Below are 24696 nucleotides of genomic sequence, written 5' to 3'. Positions count from 1 at the left end.
CCCGCAGATGCTTTCGCCTACCCCATTTTCACCTTCGCTGCTGTTGACTCTGGGCTTTGCCGCGCTGCTCGTGCTGCAACTGCTCACACGCCTGTGGCTGCTGTCGCGCCAGGTGCGCCATGTAGCGCGCCACCGCGCCCAAGTGCCCACGGCGTTTGCCCAGCATGTGCCGCTCGCGGCCCACCAAAAGGCCGCCGATTACACGCTGGCCAAGGCGCGTGTGGGTCTGATCGACCTCGCGCTGTCCACCGCCCTGCTGCTGGCCTGGACGCTGCTCGGCGGCCTCGACGCCATGCACCAACAACTGCTGCAGTGGCTGGGCCAGGGCCTGCACCAGCAGCTCGCGCTGCTGGCCGCGTTCACGCTGATCTCTGGCCTGGCCGGCCTGCCGCTGTCGCTGTACCAGACCTTTGTCGTCGAGCAGCGCTTTGGCTTCAACAAGCTCACGCCAAGGCTCTGGCTTGCCGACCTGGTCAAGTCGACGCTGGTCGGCGCCGTGATCGGCCTGCCGCTGGCCGCACTGATCCTCTGGCTCATGGCTTCGAGCGGCGCGCTCTGGTGGCTCTGGGCCTGGATCGTCTGGGCCGGCTTCAATCTGCTGCTGATGTGGCTGTACCCCAGCGTGATCGCGCCGCTGTTCAACCGCTTCGAGCCGCTCAAGGACGAGGCCATACAGCAGCGCGTCACGGCGCTGATGCAGCGCTGCGGCTTTTCGGCCAAGGGCCTGTTCGTCATGGACGGCAGCCGCCGCTCGGCCCATGCCAACGCCTACTTCACGGGCTTTGGTTCGGCCAAGCGCGTGGTGTTCTACGACACGCTGCTCAAGCAGCTTGCGCCGAACGAAGTCGAAGCCGTGCTGGCCCACGAGCTGGGCCATTTCAAGCACCGCCACATCACCAAGCGCCTGGTCGGCCTGTTCGCCATGAGCCTGGCCGCGCTGGCCCTGCTCGGCTGGCTGTCGCAGCAGCCCTGGTTCTACACCGGCCTGGGCGTGCGCCCCAGCCTCGACATGCTGCTTTCGGGCGCCAGCGCCCTGGCCGGCAACGAAGCCGTCGCGCTGCTGCTGTTCATGCTGGTGGTGCCGGTGTTGAGCTTCTTTCTCGCGCCCCTGATGTCCTATTTCTCGCGCCGCGACGAGTTCCAGGCCGATGCCTACGCCGCGGCCCAGGCCGAGGGCGGCGCGCTGGCGTCGGCACTGCTGACCCTCTACGAAGACAACGCCTCGACGCTCACGCCCGACCCGACCTACGTCGCTTTCTACTATTCGCACCCACCGGCCATAGAGCGCCTGGCGCGCCTGCCGGCGCCCGCTCCTGCCCTGGCACCCAACGCATCATGACAACCACCCCACTCAAGCAACAGGACTGGTCCACCCAGCCACGCCGCGCACTCTCCGCCACGCAACTGGTTTCGCAACTCGCACAGACCGAAGGCTGGCAACTCAGCGGCGACGGCGCCGACGTGGCGATCGAGAAGACCTATTCGTTCGTGAACTATTACGAGACCATGGCCTTCGTCAATGCCGTGGCGCTGATCGCCCACCAGCAGGACCACCATCCGGACCTCAAGGTGTCATACAACCGCTGCCACGTGCGCTTCAACACCCATGACGTGGGCGGCGTCTCGGCCACGGACTTCGATTGCGCGCGCCGCGTCGACGCCTTGCTCGCATGACGCAGGACAGCACCCGCCCCGAAGGCCTGGTCGTTGCGAGCCACGGCCGCCACTGCGTGGTCGAAGCCCCGGACGGCTCGCGCCGCATCTGTCACCCGCGCGGCAAGAAGAGCCAGGCCGTGGTCGGCGACCATGTGCGCTGGATCATGCCCAACGCGGGCCAGGGCGACGAAGGCACGATAGAAAAAGTGCTGCCGCGGCGCAACCTGTTCTACCGCCAGGACGAGATCCGCACCAAGTCGTTTGCGGCCAACATCGACCAGGTGCTGATCCTGATCGCGGCCGACCCGGTGTTTTCCGAAAGCCAGCTCGCGCGCGCGCTGATTGCCGCCGAAGCCTCGCACATCACGCCGCTGATCGCGCTCAACAAGAGCGATCTGGTCGAGCCGTTCGCGCGCGCCTGGGAACGGCTGCTGCCCTACCGCCACATGCGCCACGGCAGCGACCAGCTCAACTACGGCGTGCTGCCGCTGTCGCTGACCGAATCGAGCGAGACCGACCGCGCGGCGCTGATGCAGCACCTCAAGGGCAAGGCCACGCTGGTGCTGGGCCCCTCGGGCTCGGGCAAGAGCACGCTGATCAACCTGCTGATTCCGGGCGCGCGCGCGCAGACCGGTGAAATCTCCCAGGCCTTGAACTCGGGCAAGCACACCACGACCAGCACCACCTGGTACTGGGTCGACGAGGAGCGCCAGACCGCGCTGCTCGACTCGCCGGGATTCCAGGAGTTCGGCCTGCACCACATCGGTCCCATGGACCTCGCGCGCTGCATGCCCGACATAGGCGCACGCGCGGCCGACTGCAAGTTCTACAACTGCACCCACCTGCACGAGCCGGGCTGCGCGGTGATGGCCGAAGTCGACGCCAAGGACAGCCCGCACCACATCAGCGCCAACCGCTACCGGATCTACCAGGACCTGTTCGAGGAACTGAGCGCCGAGCGGCGCTATTGAAAAGCGCCCCATTCGGGGCGCGGGGAACTAGCCCAGCAGGCGCGCCAGCGTCAGCAGTGCCAGCAGCAGCAGCCACACCACCACCGAGCGCCAGACCAGGCCCACCACGCTGCGCAGGTGGCTCAGCTCGGGCAGGCGGCCCGGTGTGGAGTCGCTGTCGTCGAAGTCGGCCTCGCCATCGAAGCCCGGCATCAGCGATGCATCCTCGCGCGCCTTCAGCGCTTCGCCGCCCAGGCGCACGTTGATCGCACCCGCCGTGGCGGCCAGCAGCACGCCGTCGTTGTCGTTGGGAAAGCGCTGCGCATGGAAGCGCCAGCCGTCGATCGCTTCCTCGAAGCTGCCGACCACCGCGAAGCTCAGCGCCGTGAGGCGCGCGGGCAGCCAGTCGATCCACATCCAGGCCTGGCGCGCCGCGCTTTGCAGGCGCTCGCTCACGGGCTGGGCGCCCATGAAGCCCTGGCGCGACCAGTAGCGCGAAACGAACTCGGCCGAACGGTACAGCACCGCCCCCATGGGCCCCAGGCCCAGCGCCGCGAGCGCCGAATACCAGAACAGCACGCCGAACACATGGCGGTGGGCCGCGAGCACCGAGTACTCGATCACATGGCGCACCACCTGGCTGCGCGGCACCTCGGTGGTGTCGACCTGCTGCCATTGGGCGAGTTCTTCGCGCGCGGTGAATTCATCGGCCCCTTCGAGCGCATCGCGGATGCGCGTGAAATGGTGGCTGAACTGCCGAAAGCCCAGCGTCACGTAGAGCACGGCAACATTCCAGACCAGGGCCAGCGGCCAGCCCACAAGCCACGTCAGCAACAGGTGCACGCCCAGGGCGAGCAACGCCGGAGCCAGCACGGCAAGGCCCCAGGCGACCCAGCCGTGATACGACTGGCCTGCATCGAAATTGCGGCGCACGGAGACGGTCCAGGCGCGCAATCCGGCGTGAACGGCATTGCTGCGGGCCAGCGGGCGGGCCTGCTCGATCAGCAAGGCAAACAGGATGGCGAAGAAACTCATGCGGCCATCATACTTTGCCTCTGCAACAGGTGGACCTCAACTCGCCAGGGTCGGAGCTTTTCAAGCCTGCATGAAGCGATAGAAGTTGCGCAACATGCCCGCGGTGGCGCCCCAGATATAGCGCTGCACGGCGCCGTCCTGGTAGGGCATGGACAACCATTCGCGCCGTCCTTCGGGGCGATCGAGCGCATGGCGCTGGTGGTTGGCGGGGTCGAGCACGAAGGCCAGCGGCACCTCGAACAGGTCCGCCACCTCATAGGGGTTGGGCTGGTAGCGCGCATCGGCCGGCACCAGGCCCACGACCGGCGTCACGACAAAGCCGGTGCCGGTCACGTAGGGCGGCAGATTGCCCAGCACTTCGACCAGCGCCGGGTCCAGACCGACCTCTTCCTGGGCTTCGCGCAGCGCCGTGGCGGTCGCATCCGCATCCTCGGGGTCGCGCTTGCCGCCCGGAAACGCCACCTGGCCCGAATGCGCGGACAGATGGAGCGTGCGCTCGGTCAGCAGCACCATGGGCTCGGCGCGCTGCACGATGGCGATCAGCACCGCGGCTTCGGCCGGCGCGCGATCGGACAAGCGGCGTTCGCGTTCGATCTCGGGCGACCACAGCGGCGGCGCCGCGAAGCGGTGGCGCAGCGCCTGCGCCGTCTGCGCACTTGCGGGCACGGCGGGCAGATGGCTGTCCACCGCCAGCACCGGCACCGAACGCGGATCGAAGCCCGGCGCCAGGAGGCTGGGGCGGGGAGAAACCGAGGTAGAAGGGAGCACAGACCTGTCCCGGAAAAAATGCGGAGCGCCCGCAAAAATAAAAAAGCCGCTACAGCGAACTGTAGCGGCTTTCCCGAAGCGCCTAGGCGATTCAGGCGGCGGTAGCGGGCGCTGCTGCTGCAGGCGCGGCTGCCGTCTTGCGAGCTGGCAGCTTTTCCTTGATACGTGCCGACTTGCCGCTGCGCTCGCGCAGGTAGTACAGCTTGGCACGGCGCACGTCACCGCGGCGCTTGACTTCGATACCGGCGATCAGCGGGCTGTACGTCTGGAACGTACGCTCCACGCCTTCACCGCTGGAGATCTTGCGAACAGTGAAGCCGCTGTTGAGGCCGCGGTTGCGCTTGGCAATCACGACGCCTTCGTAGGCCTGCACACGCTTGCGCGCGCCTTCAACCACGTTCACGCTCACGATGACGGTGTCACCAGGAGCAAACGGGGGGATGGTCTTGTTCAAGCGGGCAATTTCTTCCTGCTCAAGAGTCTGGATCAGATTCATGGTTACATCCAACGATCTTGTCCGCGCCACAATTGGCAAGCACCGGGATTGGTGCTGTATGGCTGCATTGCTTGCCCAGAGCTATGAGCTCGGGCTCCTCGAATGCAGCGGCCGGCAGAGGATCGACAGCCCTCGATTATAGCCCGTCTGCTATTTTTGCCAAAACTGCTTCGTCCTTGCGGGTCAGATGCCCGGCTTCGCGCGCCTGGGCCAGCAGATCGGGCCGGTTGCGCGCCGTGATCTCCAGGCTCTGGTCGCGGCGCCAGCGCTCGATCAGCGCGTGGTGGCCCGACATCAGCACCGCCGGCACTTCCTGGCCCTGCCAGACTTCGGGACGCGTGTAATGCGGGCAGTCGAGCAGGCCGTTGAGGCTGGGGTTGAAGCTGTCGAGCTGGTGACTGCCTTCGTCGTTGAGCACGCCGGGCTGCAGCCGCGTGACCGCGTCGAGCAGAGCCATGGCGGCGATTTCGCCGCCGGACAGCACGAAGTCGCCCAGGCTGATCTGCGCGTTCACATGGGTGTCGATGAAACGCTGGTCAATGCCTTCATAGCGGCCGCACAGCAGGATCGCGCCCGGGCCTTGCGCCCAATGCTCCACCGATGGGTGGTCGAGCTTCTTGCCAATGGGCGAGAACAGCACCAGCGGCGCCTGTGCGTCCGGGCCTTCTGCGCGGTCGGCACGAATGGCATCGAGGCAGGCCTGCAGCGGCTCGGCCATCATCACCATGCCCGGGCCGCCGCCGAACGGCCGGTCGTCGACGCGGCGGTAATTGCCCTGAGCGAAATCGCGCGGATTCCACAGCCGTACCTTGACCTGCTCCGAGGAATAGGCGCGGCGCGTGACGCCGCTGGCGAGAAACGGCGCGAACAGTTCCGGAAACAAGGTGATGATGTCAAAACGCATGGCTTGGACCCTTCCTGCACGGCATGGGCAGCGTCAACGAAACACAGGCCATCAATAATCCGTTTGCCAGTCGACCGTGATGCGACGCTCCGACAGTTCGACCTTGTCCACATAGGCCGACACAAACGGGATCATGCGCTCCAGCGTTTTCCCATCTTCCTCGTAGGCAATCACCAGCACGGTCTGCGGGCCGGTCGACATCAGGTCCTTGACCTGGCCCAGCACCAGGCCTTCGCGGTTGATCACGTCCAGGCCCAGCAGGTCGACCCAGTAGTACTCGTCTTCGGCGGCCTGGGGAAACTCGGCGCGCGAGACAAAAATGCGTGCGCCCTTGAGCGACTCGGCCGCCGTGCGGTCGACCACGGCCTCGGCGGTGGCGACAATGGAGCCCGAATGCTCGCGCGACTGCTTGACCGGCATCAGCACGGTGCCGGTGAACGTGCGCGCGCCGCGCTCGGACGGCTGCAGAAACCATTGCTTGGAAGACAGCAGCACTTCGGCGTCGGCACTGAAAGGCAGCACCTTGAACCATCCCTTGACACCCCAGGCGTCCGCAATGCGGCCGACCTCTACGGCGTCGGCAGGCAGTTGAGCGGGTTCGAAGACAGGAAAAAGGGCCATGGTGCTAAATCTTGATAAACAAAAAAAGGCGGGTTCCGCAAGCATAAGCCACGGAACCCGCCTTCAGGGAAGCGTCAGATTAAGCAGCTGCCTTGGAGGCTTGCTTGATCAGGCGGTCCACCGTAGGCGACGATTGTGCGCCCACGCTCTTCCAGTACGTCAGACGGTCTTGCGCAATGCGCAGACCTTCTTCGCCGCCACGTGCGGTTGGGTTGTAGAAACCCAGACGCTCGATGAAGGCGCCATCACGGCGGGTGCGCTTGTCAGCCACAACGATGTTATAGAAAGGACGGGCCTTGGAGCCGCCGCGAGAAAGTCGAATGACGACCATAATTTATCCTTTGGGTGGTTTGCAGCAATTGCTGCAATGTTTTCTGCCACGTTGAGACACGCGACATGGCCACCCGGCCAGCGACACGCAGCAAAGCTCACGATTATATCGACTTCTTTCATTTATGCCTAATATCCGCACCAGCCACGAGTCAGACATCCCTGCAATCACCGCAATCTACCGCCACCACGTGCTGCATGGCACGGGCACTTTCGAGATTGACCCACCCAACGAGCAGGACATGACTGCACGCCGCGCCGATGTGCTTTCGCGCGGCCTGCCCTACCTCGTGGCCGAAGGTGACGACGGCCGGGTCCTGGGCTTCAGCTACGCCAACTGGTTCAAGCCGCGGCCGGCCTACCGCTTCTCGGCCGAGGACTCGATCTATGTGGCGGATTCCGCACGCGGCCAGGGTGTGGGCCGGTTGCTGCTGCAGGCGCTTTGCGACCAGGCGCAGGCCGCGGGCGTGCGCAAGCTGCTGGCGGTGATCGGCGACTCGGCCAACGCCGGCTCCATCGGCGTGCACCGCGCGGCCGGCTTCAGCGAAATCGGCGTGATGCGCTCCATGGGCTGGAAGTTCGACCGCTGGCTCGACATCGTGCTGATGGAAAAGACGCTGGGCGAAGGGGACACCACGGCACCGGTCGACAAGGCGTAATCCCGGGCTAGCCGGGCCGGGGCTTCGCACCAATAATGGCCCCATGAAAAGCAAGACCCTGGCCGCCTGGTTGGCCTTCCTCGGCGGGCCGCTGGGCCTGCACCGTTTCTACCTGTTCGGCCTGGGCGACTGGCGCGGCTGGCTGCTGCCGCTGCCCACGGCGCTGGGCATCTATGGCATTCAGCGCGTGCAGCAACTGGGCCAGGATGACCAACTCAGCTGGCTGCTGATTCCGCTGCTGGGCTTCACCATTGCCGGCTGCGCGCTGCGCGCCATCCTGTACGGCCTGACGCCGGCCGACGCCTGGAACGCACGCTTCAACCCTGGCGCGAGCGCCGACGCCGCCCCAGGCCGCACCCATTGGTTCACAGTGTTCGGCATAGGTCTGTCGCTGATGATGGGTGCCACGGTGCTCATGGCCAGCCTGGCCTACAGCTTTCAGCATTACTTCGAGTATCAGATCGAGGAAGCGCGCAGGATTTCCCAGCCGCAGAACTGAAATGAAAAAAGCCGCCGCCCCAGAGGACGACGGCTTTCATAAGGGTGCGACGCAAGATCAGAAGATCTGCAGGCTGACCCAGTAGGCAATCGAGGCGACAAACGCGCTGGCCGGAATGGTCAGCACCCAGGCCCAGATGATGTTGCCGGCCACGCCCCAGCGCACCGCGCTGGCACGCTGGGTCGAGCCCACGCCCACGATGGCACCGGTGATGGTGTGCGTGGTCGAGACCGGCACGCCCATGGCCGTGGCGATGAACAGCGTCAGCGCGCCACCGCTTTCGGCGCAGAAGCCGCCCACGGGCTTGAGCTTGGTGATTTTCTGGCCCATGGTCTTGACGATGCGCCAGCCACCGAACATCGTGCCCAGGCCAATGGCGATGTAGCAGGAAATGATGGTCCAGGTAGGTGGCGAAGCGTCGTTGACGCTGGTGTAGCCCGTGGCGATCAGCAGCAGCCAGATGATGCCAATGGTCTTTTGCGCATCATTGCCGCCGTGACCCAGGCTGTAGGCACCGGCCGAAACCAGCTGCAGACGCCGGAACCACTTGTCGACCTTGTTGGGTCTGGCGCGGCGGCAGATCCAGGCGACCAGCACCATCATCAGCGAACCGAGCAGATAGCCCAGCAGCGGCGACACAAAGATGAAGGCCACGGTCTTCCAGATGCCGCTGGCGATCAGCGAGCCAGCACCCGCCTTGGCAATCACTGCACCGACGATGCCGCCGATCAGCGCATGCGAGGAGCTGCTGGGAATGCCGTAGTACCAGGTAATCAGGTTCCAGGCGATCGCGCCGACGAGCGCGCCGAACACCACATGGATGTCGACGATGCCCGGCTGCACTATGCCCTTGCCCACCGTCGCGGCAACGCTCAGGTGGAACACGAAGATCGCGACGACATTGAAGAAGGCGGCAAAGACCACGGCCTGCGCGGGTTTGAGCACGCCGGTGGAGACGACGGTCGCAATCGAGTTGGCCGCGTCGTGAAAGCCGTTCATGAAATCGAACAGCAAGGCCAGCGCCACCAGCAAGACCACGACCCAGAGGGCGGCTTGTACGGTTTCCATTATTTCAGGACTCCGCGCCGTATCAGGAATTCTCGAGGACGATGCCCTCGATGTGATTGGCCACGTCCTCACACTTGTCGGTGATGGTTTCGAGCAGTTCGTAGATCGCCTTGAGCTTGATCACTTCACGCACATCGGGCTCTTCACGGAACAGCTTGCTCATGGCCGAGCGCATCACGCGGTCGGCATCGGATTCGAGGCGGTCGATTTCCTCGCAGGTCTTGAGCGCGGCTTCGGCGGTGTTGGCGTCGGAGATGCGGTCCAGCATCTTGACGGCATCGCGCACGCGCTCGCAGCACCTGACGTTCAGGTCGGTCAGACGCTTGATTTCGTCTGTCATATGACGCACGTCATAAAGCGCCATGGTTTCAGCCGAGTCCTGGATCAGGTCGGCAACGTCGTCCATGGTGTTGATCAGCGAGTGGATCTGCTCACGGTCCAGGGGCGTGATGAAGGTCCGGTGCAAGGCCTTGTTCACGTCGTGGGTCACACGGTCGGCAGCGCGCTCGGCGTTGTCGACGTCCTGTCCATACTTTTCACGCAGATGCAGGTCGTTGTAGTTCGCCACCAGCTGCGAGAACGCATGCGCGGCTTCGACAATGCGATCCGCGTGCTGGTTGAACATTTCAAAAAAATTACCTTCGCGTGGCAGCAGCTTGCCAAATAGCATGGGATTCCTTACCAGGGTTTCTGACGGGCACGCAGGCGAACATACACACACACGAATGCTGGGCAGGGGCTTGCCGGCGTCAACGGGGCGAAGTGTACTCCGGGCAATGTAATAGTCTCGTAATCGAACGCATATGCGATGAATGAGCGCTTGCGCAAACCTTGCCGCCCTCGGCGCCGGGAGCTGAATATCAAGGCGGGCTGCGGCTTGCGGCGCTGTGAGTCATAAAACCAACAGCCCGAAAAAGCCAGAAAGGGTAGGCGTGGAACACCCCGAATGTGACAGGCTTCAGCGTAGAATTTCACTCAAAAGACAAAAATATGTCATAAGCCGTTGCACGATTTGTGCCAGATTGCGCACAACCGAAAACAATCGCAAAAAAACACGTTGAATCGCGCAGGGTCGAATCGATTCGCGAGTGCATTTAATGCAAACCGAAGCGGTTCAGCGCAATCCTGGAAGTGAAAGTTCAAGGCAAATGGGAAACCTGCGCGGGCTGCACCCGGCTCGGCGCTTGCGTTGCAATGGAGGCGCTGACCGAACGCAGCGCTGCCGCAAACACATTCACCTCGTCGTATTCAGCGCCCGACTCGCGCCGGAACAGCGTGATCGGCGGCAGGCTCCAGTCAAAACGATGCGCCACAATGGCCACGCCCGCAATGCGCACCAGTTCCTCGGCCACATCGAGAGGCACGATGGACACCGCGCGCTCATTGGCGGCCACCAGCTCGCCAATCAGCTTGGCCGACAGGCTTTCGACAAACGGCGGCGGCGGCTTGACGCCGGCGCGCAAGAAAAAATCGGTGATCTGCTCGCGCATGGGCGTGCTGCGCGGCCCCAGCACCCAATCCAGCCCGGTCAGCTCATTCCACTGCAGCGGCCGCCGCGCCAGCCGCGCCGCCAGGCGGCGGTGGGCAATGAGGCGGGGTTCCTGCGCATACAGGATCTCATGGCGCAGCTGCGACATGTCGAGCACCGCCGATGTGCGGCCGATCACGCAGTCAAGCGCATGCGCGCGCAGCTTCTGCAGCAGTTGGTCGCTGGTGTCTTCATACAGCGTGACCGTGACTTCCCGGCCTTGCGCGCGGGTGCGCGCTATGGCCGCCGCGAGCAGCTTGCCCGGCAGGAAAGGAATCACGCCCACATGCAGGTGCGCCGCGCGTCCCTGGCCCACGGCCTCAATGTCGTCGGCCCAGTGCCGCAGATCGGCCAGCATGGTCTCGCAGCGCGACAGCACCAGCTCCCCGGTCGGCGTGGGCACCATGCCCTGCGAAGTGCGTTGGAACAGCGGCGCGCCAAACAGCGCCTCGAGCTCCGCCAGGCTCTGGGTCACGGCGGGCTGGCTGGTCGCCATCTGCTCGGCCACCCGGGTCAGCGAGCGGTGCGCGCGGATCGCCTGCAGCAGCAGGTGCTTCATCCGAAGGCGCGTGGCCAGGCGCTGGGCCAGTCCCGTGGCGGGTAGATCCGAAATGCGTGACGACATAAGAAAATTCATATCGATATATATGAATTCCAATTTATCTACTTATGAGACAGCCGGACAATCACCCCCATCAAGACAAGGGGGAGAACAATGGAACAGGTCTATGTCTGGGCGGCCGTGGGAGCGATCGCTGCGGGCTTTGTGCAGGGGCTGTCGGGCTTTGCCTTCGGCATGGTGGCCATGTCCTTCTGGGTCTGGACGCTGGAGCCGCGACTGGCCGCAGCACTGACGGTGTTCGGCGCGCTGACCGGCCAGATCATTGCCGCGTTGAGCGTGCGGCGCGGCTTTGACTGGAAGCTGCTGCTGCCGTTCGTGCTCGGCGGCCTGGCAGGCGTTCCATTGGGCGTGGCGGTTCTTCCGCACCTGAGCATCCATTGGTTCAAGCTGCTGCTGGGCACGCTGCTGGTGATCTGGTGCCCCTGCATGCTGTTTGCCGGCAAGCTGCCCCGATGGAAGGCCGGCGGTCGCCTGGGCGATGCCGTGGCCGGCATGGTGGGCGGCGTGATGGGCGGAATCGGCGGCATGACCGGCGCCGTGCCCACGCTGTGGTGCACGCTCAAGGGCTTCGACAAGGACGCGCAGCGCGCGGTGATCCAGAACTTCAACCTGTCCATGCTGCTGGTCACCATGGGAACCTATCTCGCCACCGGCATCGTCACCCGCGACATGCTGCCCTTTTTCGCCATCGTTGCCCCGGCAATGCTGGTGCCCACGCTGCTGGGCGCGAAACTCTATGTGCGGCTGAGCGAAGCGCGTTTTCGCCAGATGGTGCTGCTGCTGCTCACCAGCTCGGGCATCGCGCTGATGGCCTCGGCCCTGCCCCATTTCCTTGGCGCCAGCACCCTGGGCCCGGGTTGAGGCCTACGTTTTGCCGGCTTCCTCGTCCCATTTCCTCAGCAGCGCCAGCTTCTCGCCAATCTTGCTTTCCAGGCCGCGCGGCACGGGCCGGTACCAGCCGGGCTCGGCCAGGCCGTCGGGCAGATAGGTTTCACCGGCCGCATAGGCATTGGGCTCGTCGTGCGCATAGCGGTATTCGTGGCCGTAACCCAGCTCCTTCATCAACTTGGTGGGCGCGTTGCGCAGATGCACCGGCACTTCGCGGCTCTTGTCCTGCTTCACGAAGGCCTTGGCCTGGTTGTAGGCGTTGTAGCCTGCATTGCTCTTGGCCGCGATCGCCAGATAGATCACCGCCTGGCCCAGCGCCAGCTCGCCTTCGGGGCTGCCCAGCCGCTCGTAGGTCAGCGCGGCATCATTGGCGATCTGCATGGCGCGCGGGTCGGCCAGGCCTATGTCTTCCCAGGCCATGCGCACGATGCGACGCGACAGATAGCGCGCATCGGCGCCGCCGTCGAGCATGCGCGTGAGCCAGTAGAGCGCGGCGTCGGGGTGCGAACCGCGCACCGACTTGTGCAGCGCCGAAATCTGGTCGTAGAAGTTGTCGCCGCCCTTGTCGAAGCGCCGCGCGTTCAGCGTCAAGGCGTTTTCGAGAAACTCCGCCGTGATGCGCGTGATGCCCGAGGTGCGGGCTGCGGTGCTGGTCTGCTCGAGCAGGTTCAGGAAGCGGCGCGCGTCGCCATCGGCATAGCCGATGAGGGTATCCGTTGCCGGTTCGTCGAATGACAGCTCGCCCAGCGCCTTTTCCTGCGTGCGCTGCAGCAGCAGCTTGAGTTCGTCGTCGGTCAGCGACTTGAGCACATAGACCTGGGCGCGCGACAACAGCGCCGAGTTGACTTCGAACGACGGGTTCTCGGTGGTTGCGCCTATGAACGTCACCAGGCCGCTTTCGGCATAGGGCAGCAGCGCATCCTGCTGGGACTTGTTGAAGCGGTGGATCTCGTCGACGAACAGGATGGTGTGCTTGCCCAGCGCCAGGTTCTGCTGGGCCTGCTCCATCGCCGCGCGTATGTCCTTGACGCCGGAGAACACCGCCGACAGCGCGATGAACTCGCACTTGAAAGCCGTGGCCGTGAGCCGCGCCAGCGTGGTCTTGCCGACGCCGGGAGGCCCCCAGAAAATCATCGAATGCGGCTTGCCCGACTGGAAGGCCAGGCGCAGCGGCTTGCCTTCGCCCAGCAGGTGCGACTGGCCGACGACGTCGTCCAGCGTCCTGGGCCTGAGGGCTTCGGCCAGCGGCGCCACCGGATCCTGCGTGAAAAGGTCAGGCATGGCTTGCCTCCAGGTGCAGGGCCGCAGGTAAGTAGCAGTGAAGAGAAATATGCATGGCAGTAATGGAACGCAGCAGCGAAGCTGTGCCACCAAGCTTAGCCGCTTGCCGGCGTGCAGGCACGCAGCGCAGACAATAGGCCCGGTCAAACCTGGGCCCGCCGACAGGCCATGCCGCCCTTGTCCTACCAACCAGTGGGCGCCCACTTAGAATCCAACCCTTTTCGTGCACCGGCAGACAGCATCCGGAACAAATTCCTTCTTATGCAGACCCTACAGACGCGCGACCTGATCGCGCTTGGCTTCCTGACCTTTGCGCTCTTCCTGGGGGCTGGCAACATCATTTTCCCGCCCATGGTGGGCCTGGCCGCGGGTGAGCACCTGTGGAGCGCGGCGCTGGGATTTCTGCTCACGGGCGTGGGCCTGCCGCTGCTGACCGTGGTCGCGCTGGCGCGCGTGGGCGGCGGCATGGATGCGATCACCGCACCGCTGGGCCGCGTCGGCGGCACGCTGCTCGGGGTTGCAGTCTATCTGACCATAGGCCCGTTGTTCGCCACGCCGCGCACCGCCACCGTTTCGTTTGAAATGGGCCTGGCGCCATTCGTGGGCCATGGCGCCGGCGCGCTGCTCGGCTACACCTGCGGCTATTTCGCGCTGGTCATGCTGCTGGCGCTGTTTCCCGGCAAGCTGATGGACAACGTCGGCAAGATCATCACCCCGGTGCTGATCCTGGCGCTGGCCGTGCTTGGCGGTGCGGCGTTTTTGCTGCCCGCGGGCAGCATGCTTCCCAGTACAGGCGACTACCAGCAGGCCGCTCTGGCCGAAGGCTTCACCCAGGGCTACCAGACCATGGATGCGCTGGGTGCGCTGGTGTTCGGCATCGTGATCGTCAACGCCATCAAAGACACGGGCGTGACCGATGCGCGCCTGCAGACGCGCTACGCAATCATCGCGGGCATGATCGCAGCCCTGGGGCTGTGCCTGGTCTACATCTCGCTGATGCACCTGGGCGCGCACAGCGGCTCCATGGTTCCCGATGCCAGCAGCGGCGTGCAGATCCTGACGGCATACGTGCAGCACACTTTCGGCACGGCCGGCATGGTGCTGCTCGCGGCGGTGATCATTCTGGCCTGCCTGACCACGGGCGTGGGCCTGGTCAGCGCCTGCGCCACCTATTTCAGCGACCTGGTCCCGGGATCGTCCTATCGCGGCATGGTGGTCGCGCTGAGCCTGGTGAGCCTGCTGTTCTCCAACCAGGGACTGGAGAAGTTGATCACGGTCGCGGTGCCGGTGCTGGTGGCGATCTACCCCATGGCGATCGCACTGGTCTGCCTGAGCCTGCTGTCAGGCATGTGGAAGTCGGCGCCGCGCGTGTTCGTGCCCGTGATGCTGGTTGCGCTGGTGTTTGGCCTGCTCAACGCCTTGCAGGCCATAGGCATGAGCGGCTGGACGCCGCAATGGCTGGAACAATTGCCGGGCACCGCGATGGGCCTGGGCTGGCTGCTGCCCGTGGCCGCCACACTGATGGCCTGCGCGCTGATGGACAGGCTGCAGCCGGTGCGCGCGCGCGCCTGAGAACGGTTTAAGGCGCGAGCACGTCAGCGCCCTTGGGCGCGACGAACTTGAAGGTTTCCGCGGGCAGGCTGGCGCTGGTCTGCACGCCCGTGAAGCGCATCAGCGAGCGCTGGCCAAAGCTGTCGAGCATGTCGACGGCCGCAAGCTTGTCGCCCGCAAAGCCCACGCGCACGCTCTTGAGTTGGCCGTCCTTGGCCTTGGGCAAGGCCTCCACCCATTGCAGGCCGTCCTGGTCGGGCGCGGCCTTGAGGTCGAAATCGGCACGCAATGCCTGGACGCTGGCCGCCGAGGCGAGAATGGCCGCGGGCGTGGCGTCGAGCACCTTGGCCTGGGCGCGCTGCGTGACCTGATTCAGGTCAGCGTCGTACATCCACAGCGTCTTGCCGTCGGCGACGATCACCTGCTCGAACGGCTTGCGGTATTCGAACTTGAAACGGCCTGGCCGCTGGAACGAGAACTGGCCGCTCGAAGTCTTGCTGCGCGCCGCCTGGCCGTCCTTGGCCGGTGCCGTCACGGTCTGCGTGAAGTCGGCCTTGCCCGCCTGCGCGCCCTGCATGAACGCCTCGAGGCTTTGCAGGCCGTCGGCCTGGGCCAGGCCGGCTGCGGCCACCAACAAGATACTGGTCACAAATCGCTTCATACACTCTCCATCCTATGGCGCAAGCACCTATTCATTGCGCGCCGGCACCAGCACCTCGCGCTGTCCGCTGGTCGTGAGCGAACTCACCAGACCGGCTTTTTCCATGTCTTCCAGCAGGCGCGCCGAGCGGTTGTAGCCTATGCGCAGCTTGCGCTGCACGTACGAGATGCTGGCCTTGCGGTCCTTGAGGACCACTTCGACAGCTTGGTCATACATGGGGTCTTTTTCGCCGTTTCCATCCCCATCGCCACCGATTTCGCCATCGCCATCGACGACGCCGCCTTCGAGCACGCCTTCGATATAGTCGGGCTCGCCCTGTTCCTTGAGGTAGTTGACGACGCGGTGCACTTCCTCATCGCTGACGAAAGCGCCGTGCACGCGTATCGGCAGGCCGGTGCCGCTGGCCATGTAGAGCATGTCGCCCATGCCCAGCAGCGCTTCGGCGCCCATCTGGTCGAGCACGGTGCGGCTGTCGATCTTGCTGCTGACCTGGAAGGCAATGCGTGTCGGGATGTTGGCCTTGATCAGGCCGGTGATCACGTCCACGCTGGGGCGCTGGGTGGCGAGAATCAGGTGGATGCCCGCGGCGCGCGCCTTCTGCGCCAGGCGCGCGATCAGCTCCTCGATCTTCTTGCCGACCACCATCATCAGGTCGGCAAGCTCATCGATCACGATCACGATGTGCGGCAGGCGGTCCAGCGGCTCGGGCGACTCGGGCGTGAGGCTGAACGGGTTGTAGATGAAGCTTTCCTTGGCTCTGGCTTCGTCGATTTTTGCGTTGTAGCCCGCAAGATTGCGCACGCCCAGCTTGCTCATCAGCTTGTAGCGGCGCTCCATTTCGGCCACGCACCAGGTCAGGCCGTTGGCCGCCTGCTTCATGTCGGTGACCACCGGGCACAGCAGGTGCGGAATGCCCTCGTAGACCGACATTTCCAGCATCTTTGGATCGATCATCAGCAGGCGCACGTCGCGCGCCTCGGCCTTGTAGAGCAGCGACAGGATCATGGCGTTGATCCCCACCGACTTGCCCGAACCGGTGGTGCCCGCGACCAGCACATGCGGCATCTTGGCCAGGTCGGCGACCACGGGATTGCCGACGATGTCCTTGCCCAGGCCCATGGTCAGCATGCTCTTGGCATCGTGGTAGACCTTGGAGCCCAGCACTTCGGACAGGCGTATCGACTGGCGCTTGGCGTTGGGCAGCTCCAGCGCCATGTAGTTCTTGCCGGGAATGGTTTCGACCACGCGCACCGAGACCAGCGACAGCGAGCGCGCGAGGTCCTTGCCCAGGCCCACGACCTGCGAGCCCTTGACGCCGGTCGCCGGCTCGATTTCGTAGCGCGTGATCACCGGGCCGGGCATGGCTGCGACCACGCGCACTTCGACGCCGAAATCCTTGAGCTTCTTCTCTATCATGCGGCTGGTCATTTCCAGCGTATCTGCCGAGACCGTTTCCTGGCGCTGCTGCGCCGCGTCGAGCAGTTCGACCTGGGGCAGCTTGGTGTCGGGCAGCTCGTGGAACAGCGGCTTTTGCTTTTCCTTGATCACGCGCTCGCTGGGCGCGGCCGCGGCCTCCATGACCGGCTCGATGATCTGCACCGGCAGCGGATGGCTCTCGACGCTTTCGGTGCGCTCTTCCTGCACATCGACCTGGCGCGCACGCGCGGCCTTGCGGCCCACGGCGACGTCCTTGGCTTTCTCATGCTGGGCGCGGCTCACGCGCACCATGGAATAGATGCGCTTGCCCATGCGCTCGGCGAGCTGGCCCCAGGAAAAGCCGAACACCAGCGCCGTGCCCAGCACCAGCAGCACGATGCCGGCCAGGCCCGAGCCGGTGAAGCCCAGCCATTGCATGCCGTGCAAGCCGAACACATAGCCGACGACGCCGCCCGCGTGCCCGGGCAGCAGCGATTCGAAACGGTACATGCGCGACCATTCCAGCGAAGTGCTGGCCATCAGCAGCAGCGCCAGCCCGCCCCAGAAGCGCAGGCGGCGCAGCCACAGCGGGTCGGCCGGCGCGACGCCGCCGCGCGTCCAGCGCAGCAGCGAGCCCAGCCAATTGCTCACGGCGGCCAGCACCAGCCACCAGACCGAGAAGCCGAAGCCGAAATAGCAGGTGTCGGCGAGCCAGGCGCCCGAGCGCCCGAACCAGTTGTGCACCCAGCCCCCTTCGAGCGCGCCCGAGGTCGACCATGCCGGGTCCTGCGGCGAATAGCTCAGCAGCGACAGCAGCAGGAACACCAGCGCCAGCAGCCCCACGATGAGGCTGACTTCATGGCCGAAGCGGGCCAGGCCGGTGCGGGTGGATGATTTCCCTGAGGAACCGTTCAGGGCATTCAATGTGTAAGTCATACGCAAGCGGGAGCTTACCCCACCGCCCGCCCGCGCACAGGACTTGCCGTGTGGGAGAACGCAGACACTTGCAACAAGACGTTCAAATTTCAAGCATTTGATGATTTTTTACAATGCCGGTGATTGAAGCGCCACGCACACGGAAACTCCGCGTGCGGGAGATACTCCACCATCTGTCTACCTCCACATGCCGACCGTCGGCATGTTTTCCATGAGTGCAACCATGTCCACTACGCAACACGCCAAAGTTCTGATTCTCGGCTCCGGCCCCGCAGGCTATTCCGCCGCCATCTATGCCGCCCGTGCGAACCTCAAGCCGCTGCTCGTGACCGGCATGGCCCAGGGCGGCCAGCTGATGACGACCACCGACGTGGACAACTGGCCGGCCGACGTGATGGGCGTGCAAGGCCCCGAACTGATGCAGCGCTTCCAGCAGCATGCCGAGCGCTTCCAGACGCAAATCGTTTTCGACCATATCAACAAGGTCGACTTCAGCCAGCGCCCGTTCACGCTGACCGGCGACTCGGGCACCTATACCTGCGATGCGCTGATCATTGCCACCGGCGCTTCGGCCAAGTACCTGGGCCTGCCTTCCGAAGAGGCCTTCATGGGCCGCGGCGTTTCGGGCTGCGCGACCTGTGACGGTTTCTTCTACCGCGAGCAGCCGGTCTGCGTGGTCGGCGGCGGCAACACGGCCGTCGAAGAAGCGTTGTATCTGTCCAACATCGCCAGCAAGGTCACGCTGGTGCACCGCCGCGACAAGTTCAAGGCCGAGCCCATCCTGGTCGACAAGCTGCACGAGAAAGTCAAGGCCGGCAAGATCGAGCTCAAGACCCATTTCACGCTCGACGAAGTGCTGGGCGACCAATCCGGCGTGACCGGCATACGCCTCAAGAGCACGCAGGACGGCCATACCGAAGACATCGCGCTGCAAGGCTGCTTCATCGCCATCGGTCATTCCCCCAACACCGACATCTTCCAGGGCCAGCTGGAAATGGAAAACGGCTACATCGTCACGCAGGGCGGCCTCAAGGGCTTTGCCACGCAGACCAGCGTTCCCGGCGTGTTCGCCGCGGGCGACGTGCAGGACCATGTCTACCGCCAGGCCATCACCAGCGCCGGTACGGGCTGCATGGCCGCGCTCGACGCACAACGCTTCCTCGAGCAGGAATAAGGTCTTTCGCTGGCACGCGCCGAGGCGCGGCGCCTATAATCGCAGGCTTTGCTGAATTTGAGCATGCCCCACAGGGGGCGTGCAAGGCTTGCCACAGGTTCAGCGACGGGTTACCGCCACCCGAATTCTGGCGAGGTGAGGCCATGGACACGACCTGCGCAACTGTGCAGGGCTCGGTGACCACGGCTGTAAAAAAACTATCGGAGTGTCCTCATGGCACGCGTATGTGATGTAACGGGCAAGAAGCCCATGGTGGGAAACAATGTTTCCCACGCCAACAACAAGACCAAGCGTCGTTTCCTGCCTAACCTGCAGTACCGTCGTTTCTGGGTGGAAACCGAGAACCGTTGGGTGCGCCTGCGCGTTTCCAGCGCTGCTCTGCGCCTGATCGACAAGAACGGTATCGACGCCGTGCTCGCAGACCTGCGTGCCCGTGGCCAAGCCTAATTCCCTGAAGGAGAAATACCATGGCATCTAAAGGCGGACGCGACAAGATCAAGCTGGAATCCACTGCGGGTACCGGTCACTTCTACACCACTACCAAGAACAAGAAGACAATGCCTGAAAAGATGTTGATCATGAAGTTCGATCCCAAGGCTCGCAAGCATGTCGAGTACAAGGAAATGAAGCTCAAGTAAGCGCTTCCCAAGAGTGGCCGCGGCTCAGGCTGCACGCTCTCAAGCTTCTTGAAAAAGGACACTTCGGTGTCCTTTTTTCGTTGGCGCACATACTGCATTGCACTCCCCAGCAACTAGGGCACACCCTCCTGTGCTCCGTATTGCGGCCTCATCCAAGTGAGCGCACACTATCGATGATCGGCAGACAAAGCTGTGAATGGGAGGTCATTCGGCTGCTGCAGACCGCCCCGTGGAGCGCAAATGAAACGCTACATCATTCTGAAATACGTCTATCAGCGCCGCATCAGCAAACGTGAACTCGACACCGGCATACTCTCGCTGGAAAGCGCTCTGCCCGCGGTGTCCACCGAACACCTGCCCGAACATGCGGTCAGTGAGCTCAAGAACGATCCCCAGGTGCAATTGGTGGTGCCCACCATGCCCACGCGGCTCATCAGCCCGGTCGAGTTGAAGCCCGTGCTGCCGCGCACGGCGCTGGCCAGCAACTGGGGCATACGGGCGGTGCGTGCCGACAAGAGCCGCTACGACGGCGCCGGCGTGAGCATTGCCGTGCTCGATACCGGCATAGACCGCGACCATCCCGCGTTTGCCGGCATGACGCTGGTCGAGAAGGACTTCAGCGACCACGGCAATGGCGACCGCAACGGCCATGGAACGCATTGCGCGGGCACCATCTTCGGGCGCAACGACGGCCAGCAGCGCGTGGGCGTGGCGCGCGGCGTGGAGCGCGCGCTGATAGGCAAGGTGCTGGGCGACGACGGCGCCGGCCAGTCGGAGATGGTGTTCCACGCGCTCACCTGGGCAATGGAGCAGCAGGCCGACATCATCTCCATGTCGCTGGGCTTTGACTTTCCCGGAATGGTCTCGCGCCTCATGGCCGACGGCTGGCCGCTGGACCTGGCGACTTCCACGGCGCTAGAAGCCTATGGCGGCAATCTGCGCATGTTCGATGCCATCATGGCCGTGCTCAAGGCCCAGGCGGCGTTTGGCGTGGCGCCGCTGGTGATTGCCGCGGCCGGCAACGAAAGCCGGCGCGCGCTCAAGCGCGAATACCGCATTGCCACCTCGCTGCCGGCCTCGGCGGACGATGTGATCTCGGTGGCGGCCGTCGGGCGCACCGACGGCAAGTTCATGGTCGCGGACTTCTCCAACATCCAGGCGCGGCTGTCCGCACCCGGTGTCGACATCACCTCGGCCTGGCCCGGAGGGGGACTGCGCACCATCAGCGGCACCAGCATGGCCTGCCCGCATGTGGCCGGCGTTGCCGCGCTGTGGTGGCAGTTCCTGCGCCAGGCGGACATCAAGCCCACGGCACGCAATGTCTCGGCACGGCTGATCTCGAATGCGCGCAAGAACGTGTTTGTCGCCAACACCGATGAATCCGATGTGGGTCAGGGCCTGGTCACGGCGCCGTAGTCAGACGCGCACCGCGCGCAGCGCGATGGAGAATTCCTGCAGCACGCGGATATTGCTGGCCTCGGCCTTGCGGCACCAGGCGCGCAGATCGGCCGTGAGCTGCTCGCGCGTGTGCGAAGTGTTGAGCCACAGCTGGCGCAGTTCCTCGCGCATGGTCAGCATCTGGTCTATGACCGGATGCGCGGCGCGCACCTGATCGATCTGCGCGCGCGCGCGCTGCGGAAGCCGCTCCTGGTCGCGCACCAGCGAGCGCCGCACGGACTTGAGCAAGGAGACCTGGGCGCGGTCGGCGCGCCGCGCCTTGAGACTCTCGACTTCGACGGCACAGGCCGCGCGCAGGCCGCGCGCATAGCGCGCCATGGCTTCGTAGCGGTGGGCAATCAAGGCCTCAAGCGTGGCTTCATCGGCTTCGGCGCGCACTTCGCCTTCCTGCCAGCGCGGCGGCAGCTTCTTGACGCGCGCCCAGCCCAGGCGCTGCAGCAGCCGGATGTAGACCCAGCCGATATCGAACTCATGGCGCTTGACCGAGAACTTGGCCGCGGTCGGATAGGTATGGTGGTTGTTGTGCAGCTCTTCACCGCCGATCAGCAGGCCCCAGGGCGAAATATTGCGGCTCGCGTCCTTGACCTCGAAGTTGCGGTAGCCCCAGTAGTGGCCTATGCCGTTGACCACGCCCGCGGCCCAGAATGGAATCCAGGCCATTTGCACCGCCCAAAGCGCCAGCCCAGCGAAGCCGAACAGCAGCAGGTAGATCGCCAGCAGCAGCGCGATGCCCAGGCCGGGAAAGCGGCCGTAGACGCGGCGCTCTAGCCAGTCATCCGGCGTGCCCTGGCCATAGGTGCGCAAGGTCTGCGCATTGGTGGTTTCGCTGCGGTAGAGCTCGGCGCCGCGCCACAGCACGGTGCGCAGGCCGCGCTGCTGCGGGCTGTGCGGATCGTCGGGCGTTTCGCATTTGGCGTGGTGCTTGCGGTGTACCGCGACCCATTCGCGCGTGACCATGCCCGTGGACAGCCACAGCCAGAAGCGGAAGATGTGCGACGGGATGGGGCCTAGCTCCAGCGCGCGATGGGTCTGGCAGCGGTGCAGGAAGACCGTGACGGCGACGATGGTGAGGTGGGTGGTGGCCAGTGCGACCAGCAGCAGCTGCCACCAGGAAAGGCGCAGCAGCCCATGGCCCAGCCAGTCGAGCATCGCGCCCGAGAACGCTCCATTGAAATTCCACATGGCACGACCTTCCCAAAAAGCAACACCGCCTGAAAAAGCGGTGTTTCATTTTAGGGCCAGGCCCGTGGAGGATGCCTGCCAATTACCCGCACTTACAGGTCATTGGCAACAAGAGGCTACTTGCGCACCCACACCGCGGCGAAGAAGCCGTCGGTTTGATGCAGATGCGGCCACATGCGCAGGTAGCGGCCACCCGACTCGCCGCCGCTGCACAGGCTGGCCGCCGCAGCCACCTTGAGCTGCTCCAGCAGTTCCGCGGCTTCGAGCGGAACAAAGTCGGGGTGGGCCGCGCTGAACGCTTCGGCGATCGCCTCGTTTTCCTCGGGCAGGATGGAGCAGGTCGCGTAGACCAGGCGTCCGCCCGACTTCACCAGGCGCGCGGCGCTGTCGAGAATGGATGCCTGCTTGACGGTCAGCTCGGCAATCGCCTCTTCGGATTGGCGCCACTTGAGATCGGGATTGCGGCGCAGCGTGCCCAGGCCCGAGCAGGGCGCATCGACCAGCACGCGGTCGATCTTGCCCGACAGGCGCTTGACGCGCTCGTCGCGCTCATGCGCGATCGCCGCGGGATGCACGTTCGACAGCCCGCTGCGCGCCAGGCGCGGCTTGAGCGCTTCGAGGCGGTGGCCCGACACGTCAAACGCATACAGACGGCCGGTGCTGCGCATGCTCGCGCCTATGGCCAGCGTCTTGCCGCCCGCGCCCGCGCAGAAATCGACCACCATCTCGCCGCGCTTGGCGTCCAGCAACAGGGCCAGCAGCTGCGAGCCTTCGTCCTGGACTTCGATGGCGCCGCGCGTGAACACGTCATAGCGCGTCAGCGCAGGCTTGCCTTCGACGCGCAGGCCCCAGGGGGAGAACGGCGTGGGCACCGAGCGTATGCCGGCCTTGAGCAGCTCTTTTTGCACATCGGCGCGCTTGTCCTTCAACGCGTTGACGCGCAGGTCGAGCGGAGCGCCCTCTTCCATGCTTTGCGCCAGCGGCCAGAAGCCGTCGCCCAGCTGGGCCTTGAGCGGCTCGACCAGCCAGGCCGGCAGGTTGTGGCGGTGCGGCTCCATCAGTTCTTCAGGCTTGACCGCGTCGCACTGGGCCAGCCAGGCGATTTCCTGGTCGTTGAGCGCGGCCTTGAGGAAGTCGCGCGGGCCGTGGTAGCCCAGGATCGCGAGGCGGCGCTCGCGCGGGCCGCTGCCCGAACGCGCAAGGCTTTCGAACAGCAGTTTCTTGCGCAGCACGGTGTAGGCCGTTTCGGCCAGGGCGGCGCGTTCGCGCTGGCCCAGTCCACGGTTTTCACGGAAAAAGCGGGACACCACGGCGTCGGCCGGGTGTTCAAATGTCAGGGTGCGCTTGACCAGTTCGGAGCAAGCATCAAGGAGGGCGTTGGGATGCATGGGAGCGATTGTCCCATTTGCGGAGTGTCCCCGGCATTCGCTGGTACTGTGCGCGTTTCAGTACGACTGCCGACAATGACCGCCACCGACTCCGACCTGCCCCCGCTCAACGCCACGCCGCCCGGCCTCTACCGCCACTACAAGGGCGGGCTCTACCAGGTGATAGACATGGTGCGCCACAGCGAAACGCTCGAAGCCATGACGCTGTACCGCGCGCTCTACGGCGCGCGCGGCCTGTGGGTGCGGCCCGCGGCGATGTTCGGCGAAAGCGTGGAAATCGACGGCCGGCACCAGTTGCGGTTCACGCGGCTGGGCGATTACTCGCCCGAAGCCGAAAGCGCGGCGCGCGCATGACGCTCTGACCTTGAGGCCAGAGCGAACGCTTCAGCCCTGCTTTCTGAGCCAGTTCGCGACTGCCAGCGGATAGATCGCGTGCTCCTGCACCAGCACGCGCGCGGCCAGCGTCTGCGCCGTGTCATCCGGCAGCACCGGCACCACGGCCTGCTCCAGGATGGGGCCTACGTCCAGCTCGGCCGTGACTTCATGCACCGTGGCGCCGGCAAACTTGCAGCCCGCGTCGATCGCGCGCTGGTGCGTGTGCAGGCCGGTGAAGGCCGGCAGCAGCGAAGGATGGATGTTGACCAGCCGGCCCGCATAATGGTTCACGAAGCCTGGTGTCAGAATGCGCATGAAGCCGGCCAGCACCACCAGCGCGGGCTGGTACTGGTCTATGACTTCGCTCAGGCGCGCGTCGAACGCTTCGCGGCTCGCAAAGGTCTTGTGGTCGAGCACGTCGGTGGCAATGCCATGCTGACGCGCAAATTCCAGGCCCTTGGCGTCGGCCTTGTTGCTGATGACCGCGGCGACGCGCGCGTTCAAGGTCCGGGCCCAGTCCTGTTGCCGGGCGGTCTGCACGATGGCTGCCATGTTGGAGCCGCCGCCAGAGATCAAAATCACGATGTTTTTCATTGCCACCGATTGTCTCAT

The 24696-nt window shown here is 64.8% G+C and carries 27 protein-coding genes; 12 read left to right on the top strand and 15 right to left on the bottom strand.

Going from position 1 to position 24696, the window contains the following annotated elements:
* Positions 1–7 precede the first annotated feature (7 nt).
* Genes ACSVDO_RS04505 through rsgA form a run of 3 tightly spaced genes read left to right on the top strand, consistent with a single transcriptional unit; the run spans position 8 to position 2627 of the window.
* Positions 8–1339 carry a M48 family metallopeptidase gene (locus tag ACSVDO_RS04505; RefSeq protein WP_489595096.1) on the top strand — a complete coding sequence of 444 codons (1332 nt, stop codon included), beginning with the start codon at positions 8–10 and terminating at the stop codon, positions 1337–1339.
* Entirely contained in the window at positions 1336–1674 is a 339-nt protein-coding gene (locus ACSVDO_RS04500; protein WP_332534046.1) for a 4a-hydroxytetrahydrobiopterin dehydratase, read from the top strand. Before ACSVDO_RS04505 ends, ACSVDO_RS04500 begins: the two co-directional genes overlap by 4 nt.
* Positions 1671–2627, top strand: coding sequence for a ribosome small subunit-dependent GTPase A (gene rsgA, locus ACSVDO_RS04495; RefSeq protein ID WP_332534045.1), 957 nt, complete (start codon positions 1671–1673; stop codon positions 2625–2627). The genes ACSVDO_RS04500 and rsgA overlap by 4 nt, the downstream gene beginning before the upstream one ends.
* Before the next feature lie 27 nt (positions 2628–2654).
* Here the strand turns inward: rsgA and ACSVDO_RS04490 are convergent, their stop codons facing one another.
* The 6 genes from ACSVDO_RS04490 to rpsP form a co-directional block, all read right to left on the bottom strand.
* Positions 2655–3641 carry a CobD/CbiB family protein gene (locus ACSVDO_RS04490; protein ID WP_332534044.1) on the bottom strand — a complete coding sequence of 329 codons (987 nt, stop codon included), beginning with the start codon at positions 3639–3641 and terminating at the stop codon, positions 2655–2657.
* 60 nt (positions 3642–3701) lie between these two features.
* Complete coding sequence (locus ACSVDO_RS04485) at positions 3702–4409, bottom strand: CoA pyrophosphatase (RefSeq protein WP_332534043.1); 708 nt, start codon at positions 4407–4409, stop codon at positions 3702–3704.
* Positions 4410–4500: 91 nt separating this feature from the next.
* Positions 4501–4905 carry a 50S ribosomal protein L19 gene (rplS, locus tag ACSVDO_RS04480; RefSeq protein ID WP_332534042.1) on the bottom strand — a complete coding sequence of 135 codons (405 nt, stop codon included), beginning with the start codon at positions 4903–4905 and terminating at the stop codon, positions 4501–4503.
* 136 nt (positions 4906–5041) lie between these two features.
* Positions 5042–5809: a tRNA (guanosine(37)-N1)-methyltransferase TrmD gene (gene trmD / locus ACSVDO_RS04475; protein WP_489595095.1), complete on the bottom strand. Its 768-nt coding sequence runs from the start codon at positions 5807–5809 to the stop codon at positions 5042–5044.
* A gap of 51 nt (positions 5810–5860) precedes the next feature.
* Positions 5861–6430: a ribosome maturation factor RimM gene (gene rimM, locus ACSVDO_RS04470; RefSeq protein ID WP_489595094.1), complete on the bottom strand. Its 570-nt coding sequence runs from the start codon at positions 6428–6430 to the stop codon at positions 5861–5863.
* 79 nt (positions 6431–6509) lie between these two features.
* Positions 6510–6761 (bottom strand): 30S ribosomal protein S16, encoded by a 252-nt coding sequence (gene rpsP / locus ACSVDO_RS04465; protein WP_159910627.1) that lies wholly within the window; start codon positions 6759–6761, stop codon positions 6510–6512.
* Positions 6762–6885: 124 nt separating this feature from the next.
* On the opposite strand from rpsP, the gene ACSVDO_RS04460 reads away from it, so the two are divergent.
* Entirely contained in the window at positions 6886–7419 is a 534-nt protein-coding gene (locus ACSVDO_RS04460) for a GNAT family N-acetyltransferase (protein WP_489595093.1), read from the top strand.
* Between the two features lie 43 nt (positions 7420–7462).
* Entirely contained in the window at positions 7463–7918 is a 456-nt protein-coding gene (locus ACSVDO_RS04455; RefSeq protein WP_332534038.1) for a TM2 domain-containing protein, read from the top strand.
* Positions 7919–7975: 57 nt separating this feature from the next.
* Here the strand turns inward: ACSVDO_RS04455 and ACSVDO_RS04450 are convergent, their stop codons facing one another.
* The 3 genes from ACSVDO_RS04450 to ACSVDO_RS04440 all read right to left on the bottom strand — a co-directional run bounded on the left by ACSVDO_RS04450 (position 7976) and on the right by ACSVDO_RS04440 (position 11139).
* Entirely contained in the window at positions 7976–8986 is a 1011-nt protein-coding gene (locus tag ACSVDO_RS04450; RefSeq protein WP_489595092.1) for an inorganic phosphate transporter, read from the bottom strand.
* A 22-nt stretch (positions 8987–9008) separates the two neighbouring features.
* Positions 9009–9656 (bottom strand): DUF47 domain-containing protein, encoded by a 648-nt coding sequence (locus ACSVDO_RS04445; RefSeq protein WP_332534036.1) that lies wholly within the window; start codon positions 9654–9656, stop codon positions 9009–9011.
* Between the two features lie 469 nt (positions 9657–10125).
* On the bottom strand, positions 10126–11139 hold the full coding sequence (locus ACSVDO_RS04440) for a LysR family transcriptional regulator (RefSeq protein ID WP_489595091.1): 1014 nt from the start codon (positions 11137–11139) through the stop codon (positions 10126–10128).
* Between the two features lie 90 nt (positions 11140–11229).
* On the opposite strand from ACSVDO_RS04440, the gene ACSVDO_RS04435 reads away from it, so the two are divergent.
* Positions 11230–11997, top strand: a complete 768-nt coding sequence (locus ACSVDO_RS04435; RefSeq protein ID WP_489595089.1) for a sulfite exporter TauE/SafE family protein — start codon at positions 11230–11232, stop codon at positions 11995–11997.
* Positions 11998–12000: 3 nt separating this feature from the next.
* Here the strand turns inward: ACSVDO_RS04435 and ACSVDO_RS04430 are convergent, their stop codons facing one another.
* Positions 12001–13305 carry a replication-associated recombination protein A gene (locus tag ACSVDO_RS04430; RefSeq protein ID WP_489595087.1) on the bottom strand — a complete coding sequence of 435 codons (1305 nt, stop codon included), beginning with the start codon at positions 13303–13305 and terminating at the stop codon, positions 12001–12003.
* Positions 13306–13566: 261 nt separating this feature from the next.
* Between ACSVDO_RS04430 and brnQ the strand changes: the two genes are divergently transcribed.
* Positions 13567–14877 (top strand): branched-chain amino acid transport system II carrier protein, encoded by a 1311-nt coding sequence (brnQ, locus tag ACSVDO_RS04425; protein ID WP_332534032.1) that lies wholly within the window; start codon positions 13567–13569, stop codon positions 14875–14877.
* 7 nt (positions 14878–14884) lie between these two features.
* Here brnQ and lolA read toward each other — a convergent pair whose 3' ends face one another.
* Together lolA and ACSVDO_RS04415 are read right to left on the bottom strand one after the other, a co-directional pair.
* Positions 14885–15517 carry an outer membrane lipoprotein periplasmic chaperone LolA gene (lolA, locus tag ACSVDO_RS04420; RefSeq protein ID WP_332534031.1) on the bottom strand — a complete coding sequence of 211 codons (633 nt, stop codon included), beginning with the start codon at positions 15515–15517 and terminating at the stop codon, positions 14885–14887.
* A 27-nt stretch (positions 15518–15544) separates the two neighbouring features.
* Complete coding sequence (locus tag ACSVDO_RS04415; RefSeq protein WP_489595086.1) at positions 15545–17869, bottom strand: DNA translocase FtsK; 2325 nt, start codon at positions 17867–17869, stop codon at positions 15545–15547.
* Between the two features lie 223 nt (positions 17870–18092).
* Here ACSVDO_RS04415 and trxB point away from each other — a divergent pair, with 223 nt between their 5' ends.
* The 4 genes from trxB (at position 18093) to ACSVDO_RS04395 (ending at position 21097) form a co-directional block, all read left to right on the top strand.
* Positions 18093–19043: a thioredoxin-disulfide reductase gene (gene trxB, locus ACSVDO_RS04410; RefSeq protein ID WP_213294571.1), complete on the top strand. Its 951-nt coding sequence runs from the start codon at positions 18093–18095 to the stop codon at positions 19041–19043.
* 213 nt (positions 19044–19256) lie between these two features.
* On the top strand, positions 19257–19490 hold the full coding sequence (gene rpmB / locus ACSVDO_RS04405) for a 50S ribosomal protein L28 (protein WP_159910637.1): 234 nt from the start codon (positions 19257–19259) through the stop codon (positions 19488–19490).
* A 20-nt stretch (positions 19491–19510) separates the two neighbouring features.
* On the top strand, positions 19511–19681 hold the full coding sequence (rpmG, locus tag ACSVDO_RS04400) for a 50S ribosomal protein L33 (protein WP_008904999.1): 171 nt from the start codon (positions 19511–19513) through the stop codon (positions 19679–19681).
* 240 nt (positions 19682–19921) lie between these two features.
* Complete coding sequence (locus tag ACSVDO_RS04395; protein WP_332534029.1) at positions 19922–21097, top strand: S8 family peptidase; 1176 nt, start codon at positions 19922–19924, stop codon at positions 21095–21097.
* On the opposite strand, the gene ACSVDO_RS04390 is transcribed toward ACSVDO_RS04395, so the two are convergent.
* Complete coding sequence (locus ACSVDO_RS04390; protein ID WP_332681863.1) at positions 21098–22321, bottom strand: DesA family fatty acid desaturase; 1224 nt, start codon at positions 22319–22321, stop codon at positions 21098–21100.
* Positions 22322–22437: 116 nt separating this feature from the next.
* Positions 22438–23709, bottom strand: a complete 1272-nt coding sequence (locus ACSVDO_RS04385; protein ID WP_332534027.1) for an RsmB/NOP family class I SAM-dependent RNA methyltransferase — start codon at positions 23707–23709, stop codon at positions 22438–22440.
* Between the two features lie 75 nt (positions 23710–23784).
* On the opposite strand from ACSVDO_RS04385, the gene ACSVDO_RS04380 reads away from it, so the two are divergent.
* Positions 23785–24063, top strand: a complete 279-nt coding sequence (locus tag ACSVDO_RS04380; protein ID WP_489595081.1) for a DUF1653 domain-containing protein — start codon at positions 23785–23787, stop codon at positions 24061–24063.
* Between the two features lie 30 nt (positions 24064–24093).
* On the opposite strand, the gene purN is transcribed toward ACSVDO_RS04380, so the two are convergent.
* Positions 24094–24678 carry a phosphoribosylglycinamide formyltransferase gene (purN, locus tag ACSVDO_RS04375; RefSeq protein WP_332681875.1) on the bottom strand — a complete coding sequence of 195 codons (585 nt, stop codon included), beginning with the start codon at positions 24676–24678 and terminating at the stop codon, positions 24094–24096.
* Between the last annotated feature and the right edge of the window lie 18 nt (positions 24679–24696).

It is taken from the genome of Comamonas sp. DB36 (assembly GCF_057914905.1).
The sequence above is the reverse complement of the archived record's forward strand: the minus strand, read 5'-3'. Positions and strand labels throughout refer to the sequence as shown.

Bases quoted from the DNA above. Each gene is read 5' to 3' on its own strand.
- ACSVDO_RS04505 (WP_489595096.1), top strand. From the start codon at position 8: ATGCTTTCGCCTACCCCATTTTCACCTTCGCTGCTGTTGACTCTGGGC.
- ACSVDO_RS04500 (WP_332534046.1), top strand. From the start codon at position 1,336: ATGACAACCACCCCACTCAAGCAACAGGACTGGTCCACCCAGCCACGC.
- rsgA (WP_332534045.1), top strand. From the start codon at position 1,671: ATGACGCAGGACAGCACCCGCCCCGAAGGCCTGGTCGTTGCGAGCCAC.
- ACSVDO_RS04490 (WP_332534044.1), bottom strand. From the start codon at position 3,641: ATGAGTTTCTTCGCCATCCTGTTTGCCTTGCTGATCGAGCAGGCCCGC.
- rplS (WP_332534042.1), bottom strand. From the start codon at position 4,905: ATGAATCTGATCCAGACTCTTGAGCAGGAAGAAATTGCCCGCTTGAAC.
- trmD (WP_489595095.1), bottom strand. From the start codon at position 5,809: ATGCGTTTTGACATCATCACCTTGTTTCCGGAACTGTTCGCGCCGTTT.
- rimM (WP_489595094.1), bottom strand. From the start codon at position 6,430: ATGGCCCTTTTTCCTGTCTTCGAACCCGCTCAACTGCCTGCCGACGCC.
- rpsP (WP_159910627.1), bottom strand. From the start codon at position 6,761: ATGGTCGTCATTCGACTTTCTCGCGGCGGCTCCAAGGCCCGTCCTTTC.
- ACSVDO_RS04460 (WP_489595093.1), top strand. From the start codon at position 6,886: ATGCCTAATATCCGCACCAGCCACGAGTCAGACATCCCTGCAATCACC.
- ACSVDO_RS04455 (WP_332534038.1), top strand. From the start codon at position 7,463: ATGAAAAGCAAGACCCTGGCCGCCTGGTTGGCCTTCCTCGGCGGGCCG.
- ACSVDO_RS04450 (WP_489595092.1), bottom strand. From the start codon at position 8,986: ATGGAAACCGTACAAGCCGCCCTCTGGGTCGTGGTCTTGCTGGTGGCG.
- ACSVDO_RS04445 (WP_332534036.1), bottom strand. From the start codon at position 9,656: ATGCTATTTGGCAAGCTGCTGCCACGCGAAGGTAATTTTTTTGAAATG.
- ACSVDO_RS04440 (WP_489595091.1), bottom strand. From the start codon at position 11,139: ATGTCGTCACGCATTTCGGATCTACCCGCCACGGGACTGGCCCAGCGC.
- ACSVDO_RS04435 (WP_489595089.1), top strand. From the start codon at position 11,230: ATGGAACAGGTCTATGTCTGGGCGGCCGTGGGAGCGATCGCTGCGGGC.
- ACSVDO_RS04430 (WP_489595087.1), bottom strand. From the start codon at position 13,305: ATGCCTGACCTTTTCACGCAGGATCCGGTGGCGCCGCTGGCCGAAGCC.
- brnQ (WP_332534032.1), top strand. From the start codon at position 13,567: ATGCAGACCCTACAGACGCGCGACCTGATCGCGCTTGGCTTCCTGACC.
- lolA (WP_332534031.1), bottom strand. From the start codon at position 15,517: ATGAAGCGATTTGTGACCAGTATCTTGTTGGTGGCCGCAGCCGGCCTG.
- ACSVDO_RS04415 (WP_489595086.1), bottom strand. From the start codon at position 17,869: ATGACTTACACATTGAATGCCCTGAACGGTTCCTCAGGGAAATCATCC.
- trxB (WP_213294571.1), top strand. From the start codon at position 18,093: ATGTCCACTACGCAACACGCCAAAGTTCTGATTCTCGGCTCCGGCCCC.
- rpmB (WP_159910637.1), top strand. From the start codon at position 19,257: ATGGCACGCGTATGTGATGTAACGGGCAAGAAGCCCATGGTGGGAAAC.
- rpmG (WP_008904999.1), top strand. From the start codon at position 19,511: ATGGCATCTAAAGGCGGACGCGACAAGATCAAGCTGGAATCCACTGCG.
- ACSVDO_RS04395 (WP_332534029.1), top strand. From the start codon at position 19,922: ATGAAACGCTACATCATTCTGAAATACGTCTATCAGCGCCGCATCAGC.
- ACSVDO_RS04390 (WP_332681863.1), bottom strand. From the start codon at position 22,321: ATGTGGAATTTCAATGGAGCGTTCTCGGGCGCGATGCTCGACTGGCTG.
- ACSVDO_RS04385 (WP_332534027.1), bottom strand. From the start codon at position 23,709: ATGCATCCCAACGCCCTCCTTGATGCTTGCTCCGAACTGGTCAAGCGC.
- ACSVDO_RS04380 (WP_489595081.1), top strand. From the start codon at position 23,785: ATGACCGCCACCGACTCCGACCTGCCCCCGCTCAACGCCACGCCGCCC.
- purN (WP_332681875.1), bottom strand. From the start codon at position 24,678: ATGAAAAACATCGTGATTTTGATCTCTGGCGGCGGCTCCAACATGGCA.